This window comes from Streptomyces sp. NPDC001927, from assembly GCF_053594455.1.
The window spans coordinates 1,150,422-1,166,440 of sequence record NZ_JBSFEN010000001.1 but is presented as its reverse complement, the minus strand read 5'-3'; the positions used below and the strand labels follow the sequence as shown (position 1 = coordinate 1,166,440).

The following is a 16,019-nucleotide window of genomic DNA, read 5'->3' as shown; positions in this document are numbered from 1 at the left end:
CGTGGCGCCCGCGCTGTGCGGCTCGTGCGCCGGGGCTGCCTCCCGTGCGCCCTCCCGCAGGGTGATACGGCCGGTCTAGCGTCGACCGCAGGAGGCGGCCATGGTACGGCGACGGGTTGCGCTGGGGACGCTCGGGTGGGTGACGGGCGGCCTCGCGGCCGGCGGGCTGTGGTGGTGGGCGGTGCTGCGACTGGTGCTGGTCCCCGAGCAGTCGGGGCTGGTCGAAGGGGCGGTCGCGGCCGGCGGCTGGGGGCTGAGTCTGCTGCCGGTGCACGTGACGGCGTCCGCCGCACGGGTCACCACGGCATCGCGACGCCGCCGTTGGGGCGGAGGATCTGACCCGTCGTGAAGGCGGCGGCGTCGGACGCGAGGTGGAGGACCGCGTGGGCGATGTCCTGCGGTTCGCCCACCCGGCCCAGGGGGGAGCGTCGGGCCATGGCCGCCTCAGCCTGCTCCTGGGCCGCGGGCTCGTGCCGGTCGGTCATGGGGGTACGGATCCAGCCGGGGGCGATCGCGTTGACCCGGATGCCGTGCTGCCCGACCTCGGTGGCCAGCGTCTTGGTCAGCTGGACGACGGCCGCCTTGGTGACGCTGTAGCAGAGCAGGCCGGGGCTCGCGGTGTCCATGGCGCCCGAGGCCATCGTGACGATGGAGCCGCGGGTGCCGGTCGCGATCATCGAGCGGGCGGCCTCCTGGCAGGCGTACAGGACGCCCTTGAAGTTGACCGCGAGGACGCGGTCCAGGTCCTCGTCGCGGGTCTCCAGGACGGTGCTCGTGTGCATGATCCCGGCGACGGCGACCATCGTGTGCAGCGGGCCCGCGCCGGCGACGGCCGTGGCGAGGGCCGCGCGGTCGGTGACGTCGAGAACGTGGGTGTGCGCGGTGCCGCCGTGCTCGCCGACGAGTTTCGCGGTCTCGTGGAGGCCGGGCTCGTCGCGGTCCGCGCAGTGGACGGTGGCGCCCGCCTGGGCCAGGAGCGTGGCGGTCGCGCGGCCGATCCCGCTCGCGGCTCCGGTGACGAAGGCGGTGCGGCCGGTGAAGTCGTACGCCGTGAGGGCCATGAGCGGACCGTACGACTGGATCTGACGGTCCGTCAATTGGTGGGTGCGGATTGATCGGGGGCCGTTGAGGTCAGGCCGCCGGGCCCTTCTGGCAGCCCGGGCACCAGTACGAGACGCGGTCGTCGGGTGCGGATCGGTGGGCCGTGGGGCCGGCGCGGCGGACCTCGGTGCCGCAGCGCAGGCAGGGGCGGTGCTCGCGGCCGTACACGTAGAGGTGGTGCGCGGGGTGGCGGGTCGTGGTGGTGCGCCGGTCCGGGCGGTCCTTGTTCGCCTCCAGGAGGCGGTGGGCGGTGGCGACCAGGCGTTCGGGGATGCCGGGCGGGAGCTCGCCGACCGGGAGCCAGGGGGTGACGGCGGCGAGGAAGGCCAGCTCGGACTTGTACACATTGCCGATGCCCGCGAGGTTCCGCTGGTCGAGGAGGGCCTCGCCGAGGGGGCGGGCGGGGTCGGCGGTGAGACGCCGGACGGCCTCCGCCGGATCCCAGTCCGGGCCGAGCAGGTCGGGGCCCAGGTGGCCGACCGCGTTCTCCTCCTCGGCCGTGCGGATGAGTTCCAGGACCGGGAGGCGGTAGCCGACGGCGGTGTGTTCGGTGTTGGCGAGGATCGCTCGGATCTCGTGCGCGGGGCCCCCGCTCCAGCGCCCCCCGGTGGCGAACACGCGCCAGGCGCCTTCCATCCGCAGATGGGAGTGGAGGGTCAGACCGCCGTCGAACCGGGTCAGGAGGTGTTTGCCGCGCGGGGTCACGTCCAGGACGGAGCGGCCGGTGAGATCGGCGGTGGCGAACCGGGGGACGCGCAGATCCGACCGGGTCAGGACGCGGCCCGCGAGGGCCGTGTGCAGGCTGCGGGCGGTCCGCCAGACCGTGTCTCCTTCGGGCATGGCTCCATGATGGGTCGGCGACGGGGCCGTGTCTCTTACGGGCGCAGGCGCAGGCCCCTCGGGGTGGCGTGGAAGCCGGCGGTCTCCAGGGCGCGGGCGAGGGGTGAGGTGAGGGCCGTGGCTCCGTTGACGCGCTCCACCGTGACCGTACCGAGCGAGCCCGCGAGGGCGGCCGCGGCCAGGGACTCGGCCGCGGCTCTGAGCACCGGGTCCTCGGGGTCGTCCGGCCAGCACAGCAGGGACTTGCCGCCGCGCTCCATGTAGAGCGTGAGCTCCCCGTCGACCAGGACGACCATGGACCCCGCCTTCCGGCCGGGCTTGTGTCCCGCGCCGCTCGGCGGCTCGGGCCAGGGCAGCGCCGCCCCGTACGCGTTCGCCGGGTCGGCTGCGGCCAGGACCACCGCGCGGGGGCCGGCGCCCGCCTCCACGCCGCGGTCCCGTGCGGTCGCCGCCGCGCGGAGCCGGTCCACGGCGCCGTCCATCGCGAACTGGGCCGCGCCGAGGCCCTCCACCACATAGCCGCGGCGGGCCTGCCCGCTGTCCTCGAAGGCGGACAGGATGCGGTACGTCGCGGAGAACCCGCCCTCGACCCCCTCGGCGGCCACGGCGCCCCGGGTGACCACGCCGTGCCGGTCCAGCAGGGTGCGGGCGAGGGCGTGGGCGCGGTGCGTCGGCTCCGGCTCGACGGGCGGGAGCAGCGACCAGCGTCCGCTGACGGTCGGCGGGCCCGTCCGGGACGCGGGGCGTGCGGCGGCGGTGAGTGTGCCGTAACGGCCGCGCGGGATCGTCCGCTTGGCGCGGTGGGCCGTCGACCCCGCCGTACGGCCCGAGCCGAGGAGGGAGCGCAGCGGGGCGAGCGTGTCGTTGGTGAGCCGGCCCGACCAGGCCAGGTCCCAGAGGGCGTCGGCCAGTTGGGGATCGGTGGCGTCCGGGTGGGTGGTGGCCCGGACCTGGTCGGCGATCTGGCGGAAGAACAGGCCGTATCCGCCGGACAGGGTTGTGAGCACGGACTCGTGGAGCGCGGTCTGCTCCAGCGGGTGCGGCGGCGGGAGCAACAGGGGGGCCGCGTCCGCCAGATAGAGCGAGATCCAGCCGTCCTTGCCGGGGAGGGCCCCCGCGCCGGCCCAGACGATCTCGCCGGTCGTGGTCAGCTCGTCGAGGAGCGCGGGGGAGTAGTCCCTGACCCGGGACGGCAGGATGAGCTTCTCCAGGGCAGAGGCCGGTACGGGCGCCCCCTGCAACTGCTCGACGGCGCGGGCGAGTCCGTCGATCCCGCGCAGGCTGCTGCTTCCCAGGTGCTGCCACTGCGGCAGGAAGGTGGCGAGCGCGGCCGGGGGTACGGGCTCCAGTTCGTGCCGGAGCGCGGCGAGCGAACGGCGGCGCAGGCGGCGCAGCACGGCCGCGTCGCACCACTCCTGGCCGATGCCGGAGGGGTGGAACTCGCCCTGGACGACCCGGCCCGCGGCGGCCAGACGTTGTAGGGCGCCGTCGGTGACGGCGGGGCCGAGGCCGAAGCGGGCGGCCGCCTCGGAGGAGGTGAACGGGCCGTGGGTGCGCGCGTGGCGGGCCAGGAGGTCGCCCAGGGGGTCCTTCACCGGCTCCGTGAAGGCCTCGGGAACGCCCACCGGGAGGGCCGTGCCGAGGGCGTCCCGCAGTCGGCCGGCGTCCTCGATCGCCGCCCAGTGGTCGGTGCCCGCGATCCGGACCCGGATGGCCCGGCGGGTCGTGCCCAGCTCGTGGGCCCAACCGGGCTCGCCGCCGCGCTCGGTCAACTCGGCCTCGGTGAGCGGGCCGAGGACGCGCAGCGCGTCGGCCACGCCTTCGGCGTCCTTGATCCGGCGGTCCTCGGTGAGCCACTGGAGCTCCCGCTCCAGCTCCGTCAGCACGTCGGCGTCGAGCAGCTCGCGCAGCTCGGCCCGGCCGAGCAGCTCGGCGAGGAGACGCGAGTCCAGGGAGAGGGCGGCGGCCCGCCGCTCGGCGAGCGGGGAGTCTCCTTCGTACAGGAACTGGGCGACGTAGCCGAAGAGGAGGGACCGGGCGAACGGGGACGGCTCGGGGGTGGTCACCTCGACCAGCCGGACGCGACGGGACTCGATGTCGCCCATCAGCTCTTCGAGCCCGGGGACGTCGAAGACGTCCTGGAGGCACTCGCGGACCGCCTCCAGGACGATCGGGAAGGAACCGAACTCGCTCGCGACCTGGAGCAGTTGGGCGGCGCGCTGACGCTGCTGCCAGAGCGGGGTGCGCTTGCCCGGATTGCGCTTGGGCAGCAGCAGGGCGCGCGCGGCGCACTCGCGGAAGCGGGAGGCGAACAGGGCCGATCCACCGACCTGGTCGGTGACGATCTGGCCGATCTCGCCCTTGTCGAACAGGGCGTCCGCGGCGCCGATCGGGGCCTGGTCGGCGTCGTACGTCGTGTCCAGGTGCCGTCCGGGGTCGACCGGCTCCTCGTCCAGGAGGTCCAGGCCCATCAGATCGGCGTCCGGCAGCCGGAGCACGATCCCGTCGTCGGCGTGCATGACCTGCGCGTCCATGCCGTACCGCTCGGCCAGCCGCGCCCCGAGGGCCAGCGCCCAGGGGGCGTGCACCTGGGCCCCGAAGGGGGAGTGGATGACGACCCGCCAGTCACCGAGCTCGTCCCGGAAGCGCTCGACGAGGATCGTCCGGTCGTCGGGCACATGGCCGCAGGCCTGGCGCTGCTCGGTGAGGTAGGCGAGCACGTTGTCGGCGGCCCAGGCGTCCAGGCCGGCGGCGACCAGGCGCAGTCGGGCGTCCTCGGTCTCCAGGGAGCCGACCTCGCGCAGGAACGCGCCCACCGCGCGTCCCAGTTCGAGCGGGCGGCCCAGCTGGTCGCCCTTCCAGAACGGCAGCCTGCCCGGCACCCCGGGGGCCGGGGAGACCAGGACCCGGTCGCGGGTGATGTCCTCGATCCGCCAGGAGGTGGTGCCGAGCGTGAAGACGTCGCCGACCCGGGACTCGTACACCATCTCCTCGTCCAGCTCGCCGACCCGGCCGCCGCCCTTCTTGGGGTCGGAACCGGCGAGGAAGACTCCGAAGAGGCCCCGGTCGGGGATGGTGCCGCCGGACGTGACGGCGAGCCGCTGGGCGCCCGGGCGGCCGGTGACGGTGCCGGTCACCCGGTCCCAGACGACGCGCGGGCGCAGCTCGGCGAAGGCGTCCGAGGGGTACCGTCCGGCCAGCATGTCGAGGACGGCCGTGAACGCCGACTCGGGCAGCGAGGCGAACGGGGCGGCCCTGCGGACCGCCGCCAGCAGGTCGTCGACCTGCCAGCTGTCCAGGGCGACCATCGCCACGAGCTGCTGGGCGAGGACGTCCAGCGGGTTCGCCGGGATGCGCATCGACTCGATGGAGCCGCTGCGCATCCGCTCGGTCACCACGGCCGCCTGCACCAGGTCCCCCCGGTACTTGGGGAACACCACGCCCGTGGAGACGGCGCCGACCTGGTGGCCGGCGCGGCCCACCCGCTGGAGGCCGGAGGCGACCGACGGGGGTGACTCGACCTGCACGACGAGGTCCACCGCGCCCATGTCGATGCCCAGCTCCAGGCTGGAGGTGGCCACCACGGCGGGCAGCCGGCCCGCCTTCAGGTCCTCCTCGACCTGCGCCCGCTGCTCCTTGGAGACCGAGCCGTGGTGCGCGCGGGCCAGAAGCGCGGGCGCGCCAAGGGCGGCGCCCGACTGCGCCATGATCTCGGCCGGCGGCCGGCCGTCGTCGGGCAGCGGCTCGCCCGTGGCGCGCTCGTAGGCGATCTCGTTGAGCCGGTTGCACAGCCGCTCCGCCAGCCGGCGCGAGTTGGCGAAGACGATCGTGGAGCGGTGGGCCTGGACGAGATCGGCGATGCGCTCCTCGACGTGCGGCCAGATCGAGGGCTTGTCGCCGCCGTCCTTGCCCTCGGAGGCGGGCGAGCCGCCCAGCTCTCCCATGTCCTCGACGGGGACGACCACGGAGAGGTCGAACTCCTTGCCGGACGGCGGCTGGACGATCTCCACCTTGCGCTGCGGGGAGAGATAGCGGGCCACCTCGTCCACCGGGCGGACCGTCGCCGACAGGCCGATGCGGCGGGCCGGGCGCGGCAGCAGCTCGTCGAGCCGTTCCAGGGACAGCGCGAGGTGCGCGCCGCGCTTCGTCCCGGCGACGGCGTGGACCTCGTCCAGGATGACCGTCTCGATCCCGGCGAGCGCGTCCCGGGTGGCGGAGGTCAGCATCAGGAAGAGCGACTCGGGGGTGGTGATCAGGATGTCCGGCGGCTTCGTGGCGAGCGCGCGGCGCTCGGCGGGAGGCGTGTCCCCGGAGCGGATGCCGACCTTGATGTCCGGCTCGGGCAGGCCGAGGCGGACCGACTCCTGGCGGATGCCGGTCAGCGGGGACCGCAGATTGCGCTCGACGTCGACGGCCAGGGCCTTCAGCGGCGAGACGTACAGGACGCGGCAGCGCTTCTTGGGGTCGGCCGGCAGCGGGGTGGACGCCAGCCGGTCCAGGGAGGCGAGGAAGGCGGCCAGCGTCTTGCCGGAGCCCGTCGGGGCGACGACGAGCACGTCCGAGCCCGCGCCGATGGCCTGCCAGGCGCCCTCCTGCGCGGCCGTGGGCGCGTGGAAGGCCCCGGTGAACCAACCACGGGTCGCGGGAGAGAACGAGTCGAGCGCGGACCTGACCATGCCCCCCATCGTGCACCCAGCCACTGACAACCGCCCGGACCTGGGGAAACCGGCTCGTGGCGGGGCCGCTCGGTGACGCAGAATGGGGACATGGCGACAGGCGAACGGGCACGGTACTGGCGGTACGCGGAGCTGCCCGGCGTCGATCTGCTGCACGCCCACTACGTGGAGAAGGCCTTCGCCCGGCACACGCACGAGACCTTCGTCTTCGCCGCGATCACCGACGGCGTGGAGGCCTTCCACTACCGCGACGACCTGGTGTACGCGGGGCCGGGACAGATCGCCCTGGTCAACCCCGACACCCCGCACACCGGGCACGCGGGCGTGCCCGAGGGGTGGACGTACCGCACGATCTACCCCGACGCCGCGCTGATCCGCTCCATCGCCGCCGACACGATCGCGCTGCGCGGCGACGTCGGTTTCACCGACCCGGTCGTCGACGATCCGTACGCCGCCCAGCTCGTCATCGGTGTCCACCGCGCCGCCGAGGAGGGCAACGCACTGGCCGCCGACAGCCTGCTGCGCCTGGTGACGGCGCGGATGCTGCGCAGCCACGGGGGCCGGATCGCGCCGCTCGCGCCCCGCTCGGCGGGCGCCAGGAACGCGGCACGCGCGCGTGCCGTCCTGGAGGAGCGGATGACCGACCCGCCGACCCTGGAGCGCCTCGCCGCCGACCTCGGCACCAGCCCCTTCGCTCTGCTGCGGGCCTTCCGGGAGGCGTACGGGATGCCGCCGCACACCTGGCTCACCGACGCGCGCGTACGGCGGGCCCGGCGGCTCCTCGACATGGGGACGGCACCGGCCGAGACGGCCGCCGCCGTCGGCTTCACCGACCAGTCCCATCTCAGTCGGCACTTCGCACGGAGCGTGGGGGTGCCGCCCGGCGCGTACCAGCGCTCGCGCGCGTCGTAGCGGGGCGCGGGCGGCGTCGCGGGGTGGGGGCGGCGTCGCGGGGCGGGGGGTCGTCGGCGGGCCCCGGGCGTCCTCCGCGGGGCTGCGGCGCAAGAACGTACAAGACCGCGCGCGGAGGGGCCCGTACCGTCGTTGACGTGGCAGAACAGACAGCACCCCCAGTCATACGGGAGTCGACCAAGGCGGACTCGGCGGTCGTGCGCGACGCGCTCGGCGTCGGGATCGCCGTCGGCCTCTCCGGCTTCGCCTTCGGCGTGACCTCCGCAGGATCCGGACTCACCCTGCTCCAGACCTGCGCGCTCAGCCTGCTGGTCTTCACCGGCGCCTCGCAGTTCGCGCTGGTGGGAGCGCTCGCGGCGGGCGGGAACCCGTTCACGGCCGCGGCCGGAGCCTTCTTCCTCGGCACCCGCAACGCCTTCTACGGGCTGCGCCTGTCCCAGCTGCTCGCGCTGCCGCGCCCCGTCAGGCCCTTCGCCGCGCAGTGGGTCATCGACGAGACGGCCGCCGTGGCGCTGGCCCAGCCGACGCGGCGGGCCGCGCGGATCGGGTTCACGGTCACCGGACTCACGCTCTACGTCCTGTGGAACCTGACCACGCTCCTCGGCGCCCTCGGCGCGGAGGCCATCGGCGACACCAAGGCCTGGGGCCTGGACGCGGCGGGACCCGCCGTCTTCCTCGCGCTCCTCGCGCCCATGCTGAAGACGGCCACGGAGCGGTACACGGCGGCCCTCGCGGTCGTGCTCGGCCTCGGGCTGCTGCCCGTGCTGCCGGCCGGCGTCCCCGTCCTGGCGGCGGCGCTCGCCGCCCCGGCGGTGCTGTGGCTGAGGGGCCGTCGCCTGGCCGACGGGACGGGCACGGGCGGCCGTGGCGCGGAGACGGGTGCGAAGGACAAGGAGGACGACCGATGACCGTCTGGATCGCGATCGGCCTCACGGTCGTCGGCTGCTACCTCGTCAAGCTGCTCGGGCTCCTGGTGCCGGCGGGCGCGCTGGAACGACCGCTCGTCCAACGCCTGGCGGCCCTGCTGCCGGTCGCCCTGCTCGCGGCGCTGACCGCCCAGCAGACCTTCGGAGAGGGCTCCGGACTCGCCCTGGACGCCCGCGCGGCCGGTGTGGCCGCGGCGGCCGTCGCCCTGGTCCTGCGCGCCCCCTTCCTGGTGGTCGTCGGCGCGGCCGTCGTCGTCACGGCGGGCGTACGAGCCCTGGGCGGCTAGTGGGCTCGCACGCCCTCGTGGCGCTGCTACTGCTGCGTGAGGCCCGGAGGCATAGAAAGATCGCTCGCGCAGCCCGGCGTCAGTCGATCGGGCGGCCGTGGGCGCGCAGTGTTCGCAGCGCCTCGATCGTCACGATCGGGCGGGCTTCCAGCGCCGTGCCCGGGGCCCACTGGCGCCAGGTGACCGGCCAGCCGCCGTCCTCCTGCTGTGCCGCCGTCAGGTGGTCGAGCGAGCGGGCCATCTCCTCGTCCGTGAACCAGCGCCGGGCGAGCGAGTCCGGCACGCGCGCGTAGTCGTACGGGAAGTGGTGCTCCTCCGGCGCGTACCCCGGCGCCACCGGGAAGTCGTCGAGCCGCCCCGGATCCAGGACCGCGAGCCCCTGCTCCCGCACCAGGCGCCCCAGGCGGTCGGCGACCGCCTGCGCCCGCGACCGGTCCGGGACCCCGTCCAGGAAGGCGACGGCGGCCTCGATCTCGTACGGGTGCGACTTCTCCAGCGACTCGACGGCCGACCAACAGAACTCGGTCGCCCGGAAGAGCCACGCGTGCCACACCTGGTTGCGGTGGAGGAGGCCCACCACCGGGCCGGTGGAGAGCAGCGCGCTGGGCGGGTCGTCGACGATCGGCACGAACGGCGCGGCGGGGTAGCCGCGCTGGGACGGGTGGACGGCGGGCAGCGCCCCGTCGAGCGTGGACACCTCGGTGAGGTAGCGGCAGATCCGCTCGATCCGCAGCCCGCCGCAGCGGCCGACGGAGTCCAGGACCCGCAGCGCGTGCCCGGTGTGCAGCGGCTGGCTGACCGGACCGCGCAGATCCGGTTCGAGGGCGTGGCCGTAGCCGCCGTCCTCGTTGAGGTACGCCGCCAGCGCCACCTCGACGGGTTCCGCGCCGCCGCGCAGGAAGTGGTAGGCGAACCGGCGCTGTTCGAGCACGCGGGCCGTCAGCCAGACGAACTGTTCGGCACGCGCGCGTGGAGTCGGATGCGGAGCCGCGAGAGGAGTTCCAGCCATGGTTCCGACCGTAGGCCGCCCGGGACGTGTGACAAGGCTTACCGACCGGGCTGCACTCTTGGGGGCGGGATACTGGGTTCATGCGGTTGACGATTTTCTGGGAGCGGATGGCGGACCACTTCGGCGGGTCCTACGCCGAATCCTTCGCACGGGACCACGTGATGTCCGAACTGGGCGGCCGTACGGTGCACGAGGCACTGGACGCCGGGTGGGAGGCGAAGGACGTGTGGCGGGCGGTCTGCGCCGCCATGGACGTACCGGCCGACAGGCGCTGATCGCGACCGGCCACGCGGCGACCGGCCACGCGACGGGCCCCGGCGGGGACGGAATGTCGGCGCGGTGCGCGAGACTGGCGGGGTGGCTCCGACTGACGACACCGACGCGACCGGCAACGAGACCGGCAAGACGACCGCCGACGGGACCCTCGACCAGGCTCTGACCGGGCGCACCCCGGGAGCGCGGTCGGAGGGGCGGTCGGCCGCGGGCAGAGCCTCCGGGGGGACGTCCGGGTCCGCGATCCCGGGCTCCGAGACCTCGGGGCCGGCGAGCCCCGGATCCAAGCCCGCCACCTCCGGCTCCGTGCCCGCGCCGGCCCGGGGCGGCATCCCGACCCCCGGGAGCGGGCCCGTGACGTCCCCGGCGGGTGCCGGGGCCGGCTCCGGTGGGCCGGGCGAGGGAGTGAAGGCCGGGCCGTACGCCCGGATGCCCCGCTGGCTGCCCCGGGCCATGGTGCTCGCCCTCGCGCTCTACGCCTGCTTCCAGCTGGGCAGCTGGGCGTTCCACCAGCTCATCGGGCTGCTCGTGAACATCGTCGTCGCGTTCTTCCTGGCCCTCGCCATCGAACCGGCCGTCGGAAGGATGGCCGCCCGGGGCATGCGGCGAGGACTCGCCACGTTCCTCGTCTTCCTCGCCGTGATGGTCTTCGGCGTGGGCTTCGTCGTCCTGCTCGGCTCGATGCTCGCGGGCCAGATCGTCGACATGGTCGAGAACTTCCCCCAGTACCTCGACTCACTGATCAACTGGATCAACCAGACGTTCCACACCGAGCTGTCCCGCGTCGAGGTCCAGGACAGCCTCCTGCGCTCCGACTGGCTCCAGAAGTACGTGCAGAACAGCGCGAGCGGCGTCCTGGACGTCTCGGCCACGGTCCTCGGCGGCCTGTTCAAGGTACTGACGATCTTCCTGTTCTCGTTCTACTTCGCCGCCGACGGGCCCCGGCTGCGTCGCGCGCTCTGCTCCGTCCTGCCCCCGGCCCGTCAGACCGAGGTCCTGCGGGCCTGGGAGATCGCCGTCGACAAGACCGGCGGCTATCTGTACTCGCGCGGCCTGATGGCCCTGATCTCCGGCGTCGCGCACTTCATCCTGCTGGAGATCCTGGGCGTGCCGTACGCCCCGGCGCTCGCGGTCTGGGTGGGCCTCGTTTCGCAGTTCATCCCCACCATCGGCACGTACCTGGCGGGCGCGCTGCCGATGCTGATCGCGTTCACCGTGAACCCCTGGTACGCACTGTGGGTGCTGGCCTTCGTCGTGGTCTACCAGCAGTTCGAGAACTACGTCCTGCAGCCGAAGCTGACGTCCAAGACGGTGGACATCCACCCGGCCGTCGCGTTCGGCTCGGTGATCGCCGGTACGGCTCTGCTCGGCGCGGTCGGCGCGCTGATCGCGATCCCGGCCGTCGCCACCCTGCAGGCCTTCCTGGGCGCCTATGTGAAGCGGTACGACGTGACCGACGACCCGCGCGTGCACGGCCACCGGCGCTACGGCGAGGCCGTCGTCGCCCGGCTCCAGAAGGCGCTGCACCACAAGAAGGAGCAGGGCCGGGCGCCGTCCGGGGAGGACGGCACCCAACCCTGAGCAGCCCGCGCGGCGGCGTCAGTCGCGTTCCAGCCGGACCTTCGGCAGGACCCGCGCCAGCGGCGCCGGGAGCCACCACGCGCGCCGGCCGAGCAGCTGCATGACCGCGGGCACGATCAGGCAGCGGATGACCACCGCGTCAAGGAGGATCGCCACGGCCAGGCCGAGCCCGAACTGCTGGAGCATCCGGTCGGGGCTGAGGACGAAGGCCGAGAACACCACGATCATGATCGCCGCGGCGGCCGTGATGACCTTCCCGGTCGCCGCGAGGCCCTCCCGCACCGCGCCCTGCGGGTCCTGGGTGCGCTCCCACTCCTCGTGGATCCGGGAGAGCAGGAAGACCTCGTAGTCCATCGACAGACCGAAGACGATCGCGAAGATCATCACCGGGATGAACGCCTCGATCGGGCCGGGCTCCACCCCGAACCAGCCGTGCTGGAAGACCAGGGTGATCACCCCGAGGGCCGCTCCGATGCTCACCAGATTGAGCAGCGCCGCCTTGACCGGGATCAGCACGGACCGGAAGACGAGGAGCAGCAGGACCATGGAGAGGCCGACGACGACGGCGACGAAGAGCGGCATCCGGTCCGCGACGGTGGCGGCGAAGTCCTCGGTCGCCGCCGTCGGTCCGCCGACCAGCAGATCGGCGCCGGTCGCCCGCTCCACCGGCGGCAGGACCTCGGAGCGCAGCCGGTCGACGAGCTCCGAGGTCGCCTCGGCCTGGGGCGCCGACGCCGGGAAGGCGATGACGGTCGAGACGGCCGCGTCCCGCGTCGGGATCGGGGCGGTCGCCGCCGCGATGCCGTCGGTGTTCTCCAGGGCCTGACGCAGAGCGGCCGCGGCGCGCTCCCCGCCGCCGTCCGCGACGACGATCAGCGGCCCGTTGAAGCCGGGCCCGAAGCCCTCGGCCAGCAGGTCGTACGCCTGCCTGCTGGACTTCGCCGGGGCGTCGTTGCCCGCGTCGGCGAAGCCGAGCCGCATGTCGAGCGCGGGCGCGGCGAGCGCGCCCAGGGCCACCACGGACACCAGCAGCGCCGCCCACGGCTGCTTCTGCACGGCCGTCGCCCAGCCGCGCCAGCGGGCGCCCTCCAGGCGCTTCGCCTTCGCGGCCCGCCGGGCGACCTGGCGCTGGATGCGCCGGCCGAAGAGGGCGAGCAGCGCCGGGAGCAGGGTGAGCGAGGCGGCCATCGTGACGAGGACGGTCAGCGCGACGGCGAGCGCCACGCCCTGCAGCGAGCCGAGGCCGAGCACGACCAGACCCATCAGCGCGATGATCACCGTGCAGCCGGCGAAGAAGACCGTGCGTCCCGCCGCGTCGAGCGCGGTCCTGGCGGCCTGCTCGGGCTCGGCGCCGTGGAGCAGTTCGGTGCGGTGGCGGGAGAAGATCAGCAGCGCGTAGTCGATGCCGACCCCGAGGCCGACCAGCATCATGATGGGCGGAGTGAAGTCCGCGACGTCCGCGAGGTGCGAGGCGAGCGCGATCAGCCCGATGGAGCTGCCGACCGCGAAGAGCGCGGTGACCACGGGCAGGCTCGCCGCGACCAGGGACCCGAACAGGAAGACCAGGATCACCAGGGCCCCCAGCATGCCCGCGCCCTCGGCAGGCCCCCCGCCGCCCTCCTCGGCGCCGCGTGCCGCGTCACCGCCGACGGCGGCGGTCAGCCCGTCGCCCTGCGCCTCCCGCACGGTGTCGATGATCTTCAGGACCTCGGTGCGGTCGGTGTTCTCCGCCGCGCCGTCGAGGGTGACGGTGGCGTAGGCGACGGTGCCGTCACCGGAGACCGCCGCCCTCTCCTCGTACGGGCTGCGGACGTCCGTCACGCCGGGGAGGCCCTCGACCGTGTCGAGCAGTCCCTCCACGCGCGCGTGGACGGTCTTCTCCCGGACGCCCCGCTCGTCCTTGACGACGATCTGCAGGGTGGCGTCCGTGGCCTGGTCGGAGCCGTGCCGCTCAAGGACGGTCCTGGCCGCCTGCGAATCGGTGCCGGGCAGCGAGAAGTCGTTGTGGTACGCGCTCCCGACCGCCGTCGAGGCGCCGGTCGCGGCGACCACCACGACGATCCACAGCAGCACGGCGGACCAGCGGTGGCGGTACGAGAAGCCGGCCAGGCGCTCGAAGACGCTGCCCCGCCGGGTCGGTGGGTTCGTCGTGGGATCGGTGTCCCGCGTGACGGTCATGGTCTTTCCCCTTCTGGTAGTTACAGGTACGAGGGACGGGTCACCCGGTGCCGGAAGGTCCGCCAGGTCCACACCTGGGCGGCGACGAGGAACGGGGTGGCGACGAGCAGCGCGGGCACGAGCAGGGCGAGCGTGGCGCCGTCGGCGGCCCGCTCGGTCAGCGGGAGGGCGCTCCCGGCGAGCAGCGGGAGGGCGCCGAGCAGGGCGGCGGTGAGCGCGAAGGACTGCCACCGCCCGGTCCGGCCGACGAGCAGCCGGGCGCGTTCGTACGGCAGACCCGTCAGCCGGAGCGCGGCGAAACCGAGCCCGTGCGCGGCGAACAGGGCGGCCGTGGCGAGGGCGACGAGGACCGCGGTCACGCCGCCGGCCCGCTCGTACGGCGCACCGGTCAGCGGCGCGGCCAGCAGCCACCCCCAGGACAGGGCGACCGTCCAGCTGCCGCACACCACCGCGCCGTCGCAGGCCGCCCGCCAGCGCCGCCCCGGCCCACGGCCGCGCGACCACAGCCCGAGGTCGCGGACGATCCAGCCGGTCAGCAGGGGGACGAGGACCGTGAACTGGCCGGTCAGCAGCTCCCCCTCGACGTCGGGGAAGCAGCCGACGAGCACGCCCGCCGTGGCGATCAGCCACACCTCGTTGCCCAGGAAGAAGGGCGCGAAGGAGGCGATGACGAGCCGGCGTTCGCGGTCGGTGCGCCCCAGGTACGGGCTGAGCATCCCGGTTCCGATGTCGGCGCCCGCGAGCACGAAGTAGCCGGTCGCGAAGAAGGCGAGCAGGGCGATGGCGAGGGTTTCCACGGCCGGGCTCCTCAGTAGCTCGTGGCGGGCAGGGAGTCGGCGGGGTCTTCGGGACCGTCGTCGGGGCTTCCGTCGGATCCGGTCCCGCGTCCGTCCTCGCGTCCGTCCCGGTCGTCGTGGCCGAGACCGGCGTCGACCGGGCCCCGGCGGGCGGTCCGGGCGAGCAGCCAGGCGTTGAGGACGACGAGCAGCCCGAAGAGGGTGGTGAAGACGATCAGCGAGGCGCGCATGGCGCCGGGGGAGAGGTCGGAGACCGCGTCCTCGGTCTTCAAGAGGCCGTACACGACCCAGGGCTGGCGGCCCGCCTCGCGGAACACCCAGCCGCTGATCATCGCGAGGTAGGGCAGCGGTACGGCGGCCATGAGGGCCAGATGCCAGAGCCGGAAGCGGAAGACGACCGTCCTGAAACAGGCCAGGATCACGCCGGCGAAGGTGAAGTACATCATCAGGGCGAAGCAGATGAGCATGATCAGCCCGCCGCCGCGGGTCCACGCCTCGGAGGGGACGTAGTCACCGGGGCCGAACCGGGCGACCATGTCCGCCTGGATCCGCGCGATTTCGGCGGTCTTCTGACTGAACACGGCCGACTTCATGGGCTGGAAGGTGCTCAACGTGGCCAACTGGACGCCGCCGAAGACCGCCGTGACCATCAGCGCGGGGAACGAGAGGAATACCCCGATCCGCAGGCTCCGGCCGAAGAACTCCCACTCGGGCGTCCGCCGGAACAGGTGGTACGCGCTGACGCCGGCCACGAAGAAGCCGGCCGTGAGCAGCGCTCCGGCGAGGATGTGCCCGAACGCGAGCAGCGCCGAGGGGTTGGTCAGCACGGCGACCGGGTCGTCCAGGACGAGCATGTCGCCGCCCTCGGCCACGCGGTACCCGACCGGGTGGTTGAGGAAGCCGTTGGAGACGAGGATCCAGTACGCCGACAGGTACGCGGTCAGCGTGACGATCCAGATCATCGCCAGATGGACCCACCGGTTGAACCTGTGCCAGCCGAAGATCCACAGCCCGAGGAAGGTCGACTCGACGAAGAACGCGACGATCGTCTCGACCGCGAGCGAGGCGCCGAAGACATTGCCCGCGTAGTGCGTCAGCCCGCTCCAGCTCATTCCGAACTGGAACTCCATCACGATGCCGGTGACGATCCCGACCGCGTAGTTGATCACGTACAGCTGGCCCCAGTAGCGGACCATGCGCGCGTGCACGGGCTTCCGTCCGATCGTCGCCACCGTCTGGACGACGGCGACCACGGTCGCGAGCCCCAGCGTCAGCGCGACGAAGAGGAAGTGGCCGCCCGCCGTGAGGGCGAACTGCAGCCGGGCGAGATCGAGGACGTCTGGGTTCACGCAGCCAGCGTCGGCGTACGGCTACGGGGCCCGCGTCGCCCGGCGGTGTCAGTGGCCGTACCCCCGCGGTTGCGCCGCCCCACGCGCGCG

At 73.7% G+C, this 16,019-nt stretch carries 13 protein-coding genes; 6 read left to right on the top strand and 7 right to left on the bottom strand.

The genetic code is table 11. From position 1 onward, the window contains the following. Window positions 1–100: 100 nt before the first annotated feature. On the top strand, window positions 101–349 hold the full coding sequence (locus ACWCO8_RS04540; RefSeq protein ID WP_362012049.1) for a hypothetical protein: 249 nt from the start codon (window positions 101–103) through the stop codon (window positions 347–349). Here the strand turns inward: ACWCO8_RS04540 and ACWCO8_RS04535 are convergent. The 3 genes from ACWCO8_RS04535 to ACWCO8_RS04525 all read right to left on the bottom strand — a co-directional run bounded on the left by ACWCO8_RS04535 (window position 297) and on the right by ACWCO8_RS04525 (window position 6,617). After that, a complete protein-coding gene (locus ACWCO8_RS04535; RefSeq protein WP_451030858.1) occupies window positions 297–1,061 on the bottom strand; it encodes an SDR family NAD(P)-dependent oxidoreductase in 765 nt (254 codons plus the stop codon). The two genes, ACWCO8_RS04540 and ACWCO8_RS04535, sit on opposite strands and share 53 nt — an antisense overlap. A gap of 70 nt (window positions 1,062–1,131) precedes the next feature. Beyond that, window positions 1,132–1,941, bottom strand: coding sequence for an Fpg/Nei family DNA glycosylase (locus ACWCO8_RS04530; protein ID WP_451030857.1), 810 nt, complete (start codon window positions 1,939–1,941; stop codon window positions 1,132–1,134). Window positions 1,942–1,976: 35 nt separating this feature from the next. Next, complete coding sequence (locus tag ACWCO8_RS04525; RefSeq protein ID WP_451030856.1) at window positions 1,977–6,617, bottom strand: Lhr family ATP-dependent helicase; 4,641 nt, start codon at window positions 6,615–6,617, stop codon at window positions 1,977–1,979. A gap of 90 nt (window positions 6,618–6,707) precedes the next feature. Between ACWCO8_RS04525 and ACWCO8_RS04520 the strand changes: the two genes are divergently transcribed. From ACWCO8_RS04520 to ACWCO8_RS04510, 3 genes are all read left to right on the top strand, one after another. Continuing rightward, the gene (locus ACWCO8_RS04520) at window positions 6,708–7,529 is read left to right on the top strand and encodes an AraC family transcriptional regulator (protein ID WP_451030855.1); all 822 of its coding nucleotides are present in this window, start codon (window positions 6,708–6,710) and stop codon (window positions 7,527–7,529) included. A 137-nt stretch (window positions 7,530–7,666) separates the two neighbouring features. Continuing rightward, window positions 7,667–8,437 carry an AzlC family ABC transporter permease gene (locus ACWCO8_RS04515; protein ID WP_451030854.1) on the top strand — a complete coding sequence of 257 codons (771 nt, stop codon included), beginning with the start codon at window positions 7,667–7,669 and terminating at the stop codon, window positions 8,435–8,437. Continuing rightward, window positions 8,434–8,742, top strand: coding sequence for an AzlD domain-containing protein (locus ACWCO8_RS04510; protein WP_362012067.1), 309 nt, complete (start codon window positions 8,434–8,436; stop codon window positions 8,740–8,742). Before ACWCO8_RS04515 ends, ACWCO8_RS04510 begins: the two co-directional genes overlap by 4 nt. 79 nt (window positions 8,743–8,821) lie before the next feature. Here the strand turns inward: ACWCO8_RS04510 and ACWCO8_RS04505 are convergent, their stop codons facing one another. Beyond that, window positions 8,822–9,751, bottom strand: coding sequence for a hypothetical protein (locus tag ACWCO8_RS04505; protein ID WP_362012070.1), 930 nt, complete (start codon window positions 9,749–9,751; stop codon window positions 8,822–8,824). An 80-nt stretch (window positions 9,752–9,831) separates the two neighbouring features. On the opposite strand from ACWCO8_RS04505, the gene ACWCO8_RS04500 reads away from it, so the two are divergent. Both ACWCO8_RS04500 and ACWCO8_RS04495 read left to right on the top strand, forming a co-directional pair. Beyond that, a complete protein-coding gene (locus ACWCO8_RS04500; protein WP_361966227.1) occupies window positions 9,832–10,026 on the top strand; it encodes a DUF3046 domain-containing protein in 195 nt (64 codons plus the stop codon). 427 nt (window positions 10,027–10,453) lie between these two features. Then, window positions 10,454–11,605, top strand: a complete 1,152-nt coding sequence (locus ACWCO8_RS04495) for an AI-2E family transporter (RefSeq protein ID WP_451030898.1) — start codon at window positions 10,454–10,456, stop codon at window positions 11,603–11,605. Between the two features lie 18 nt (window positions 11,606–11,623). Here the strand turns inward: ACWCO8_RS04495 and ACWCO8_RS04490 are convergent, their stop codons facing one another. Genes ACWCO8_RS04490 through ACWCO8_RS04480 form a run of 3 tightly spaced genes read right to left on the bottom strand, consistent with a single transcriptional unit; the run spans window position 11,624 to window position 15,929 of the window. Further along, window positions 11,624–13,783 (bottom strand): MMPL family transporter, encoded by a 2,160-nt coding sequence (locus ACWCO8_RS04490; RefSeq protein WP_451030853.1) that lies wholly within the window; start codon window positions 13,781–13,783, stop codon window positions 11,624–11,626. Window positions 13,784–13,803: 20 nt separating this feature from the next. Then, a complete protein-coding gene (locus ACWCO8_RS04485; RefSeq protein ID WP_451030852.1) occupies window positions 13,804–14,580 on the bottom strand; it encodes a cytochrome d ubiquinol oxidase subunit II in 777 nt (258 codons plus the stop codon). Window positions 14,581–14,591: 11 nt separating this feature from the next. Continuing rightward, window positions 14,592–15,929 (bottom strand): cytochrome ubiquinol oxidase subunit I, encoded by a 1,338-nt coding sequence (locus ACWCO8_RS04480; RefSeq protein WP_451030851.1) that lies wholly within the window; start codon window positions 15,927–15,929, stop codon window positions 14,592–14,594. Window positions 15,930–16,019: the final 90 nt, after the last annotated feature.